Raw genomic sequence first — 2,292 nt, 5'->3', positions numbered from 1 at the left:
TCACCCGGGTTGAGCTCGAAGGAAACAAAGCCGTAAACTACACGCCTTTTATCGATGGCTGGCTGGATGGTGCCTCCCAGGAAGCATTCGGAAGGCCAGTGGACCTGCTCTGGCTGGAGGATGGCTCTATGCTTATTTCCGACGACTATGGAGATGCCATTTACCGTGTTACCTATAGCCAGCCCTGAGCATTCACCATGCGGTTTGGTCAAGGCCTGAAATCCCTGAGGTAAATGGCCCGTATAAAAATTACAGAGTATGGTAAAATGTCATGTTTTTGGTGCGTAGAGCCTCCTATATTTATAGCCGGACCCTTAACAACTTTCGCGAACCAAACGAACCTGACTTATGAATGTATTCGACGATAAACACATCAAAAATATTGTATTTGTAGGTGCCCATAACAGCGGTAAAACAACACTTACAGAAACCATGCTATTTGAAGCCGGTCTGATTAACCGCCGCGGTACAGTGGAAAATAGTACTACTGTTTCCGATTATCACGAGATTGAACAGGAGCGGGGGAGTTCGGTATTTGCCACCCCCCTGCATACAGAATGGCGGAACTACAAGATCAATATCATAGACACTCCGGGGCTGGACGACTTTATAGGTGAGATCCTTTCTTCTATACGCGTGGCCGATACGGTTGTCACAGTTTTGAATGCCCAGCACGGAGTGGAGATAGGCACCGAGATTATCTGGAATTATATCGACAGGTACAACAAGCCCACGCTTTTCGTGGTCAACCAGATAGACCATCCGAATGCAGACTTCGAGGAAAGCTTCAAATCCATCAAAGGCCTTGTAGGCAACAACGCGGTAAAAGTGCAGTATCCCCTGGTTATTGACGGGGCTCAATGCATTGTGGATGTACTTAAAATGAAAATGTACAAATTCGGTCCGGAGGGTGGCAAGCCTGAAAAAATGCCCATTCCTGAGGATCAGAAAGAACTGGCTGACCGGTTGCACAACGAACTCGTTGAAAAAGCCGCTGAAAAAGACGAGGAATTGCTGGAGCTCTTTTTTGAAAAAGGCACCCTCTCAGAAGATGAAATGCGGCAGGGGATACAAACCGGAATGTTGAACCACGAGCTCTTTCCTGTATTCTGTGTCTCTGCTCTTCACGATATGGGTAGTGGTCGCCTGATGGGATTTATCGACAACGTAGCCCCGGCTGCCGCGGACCTCAAGCCCGAGCAAAGTGAAGAGGGAAAGGTAGTCGAGCGTAAAATAAATGCTCCAACGGCCCTGTTTGTCTTTAAGACCGTACAAATGCAGAATCTCGGTAAAGTCACTTTCTTTAAGGTTGAATCGGGAGTGGTCCGGGCCAATGACAAGTTGGTCAATTCCCGGACCGGGGAAACCGAAACCCTGAACCAGTTGTTCATTATGGATGGCAAGGACCGATCAGCGGTTGATAAAATGGTGGTAGGGGATATAGGCGCCACCCTTAAGCTGAAATACACCGAGACCAATGACACCCTGCATCAGGAAAATGAGCCGGTTACCATTCGGCCGGTGGCCTATCCGGAACCGCGTACCCAAAGGTCGGTTTCTGCCCTGCAGCAAAATGAGGAGGAAAAACTAACGGATGCGCTTCGGAAACTACATAGCCAGGACCCCACGGTTACCATGGCTTATTCCAATGAGCTCAAACAACAGATATTGGGTTGCCAGGGAGAATTGCACCTTTCGACCATTGAATGGATGCTTGAACATATTTATGGGGTGAAATCGGTTCTGGAGCCTCCGAGAATTGCATATAGGGAAACCATAAAACGATCTGCATCAGCCAATTACAGGCATAAAAAACAATCCGGTGGTGCCGGGCAGTTTGCCCAGGTGCACATGAAGATAAGCCCATGGCACGAGGGCATGCCGGAACCCGAAGGTTTTAATATCCGGGGTAAGGAAGAGATTGATTTGCCCTGGGGTGGAAAACTGGTCTTTTATAACTGCATCGTCGGGGGGGTCATAGACCTCAGGTATCTTCCCTCCATCCGTAAGGGGATTATGGAGGTAATGGAATCCGGGCCGCTCACGGGGTCTTACATAAGGGATGTCCGGGTCATGGTCTATGATGGGAAAATGCACTCTGTAGATTCCAACGACATCTCCTTTAAGATTGCAGGGGCGCATGCCTTCCGGGATGCCTTTCTGAATGCCGGGCCCAAGTTGCTGGAACCGATTCGCGAACTGACTATCAAGGTTCCTGAAGAAATGGTGGGCAATATCATGACGGATCTGCAGTCCCGACGCGCCATTATCCTGGGGATCGAAAGCCTCGAC

At 49.1% G+C, this 2,292-nt stretch carries 1 protein-coding gene and 1 pseudogene; both read left to right on the top strand.

Features of this window, described 5'->3' with window-relative positions:
* Positions 1-188, top strand: a pseudogene (locus tag WBV75_RS01390) (sorbosone dehydrogenase family protein); the annotation flags it as partial.
* A gap of 160 nt (positions 189-348) precedes the next feature.
* The coding region (locus WBV75_RS01385) for an elongation factor G (protein ID WP_424118873.1) at positions 349-2,292 on the top strand (1,944 nt) is incomplete at its 3' end.

Source organism: Robiginitalea sp., assembly GCF_049588695.1.
Classification (GTDB): Bacteria; Bacteroidota; Bacteroidia; order Flavobacteriales; family Flavobacteriaceae; genus Robiginitalea.
The sequence above is the reverse complement of the archived record's forward strand: the minus strand, read 5'-3'. Positions and strand labels throughout refer to the sequence as shown.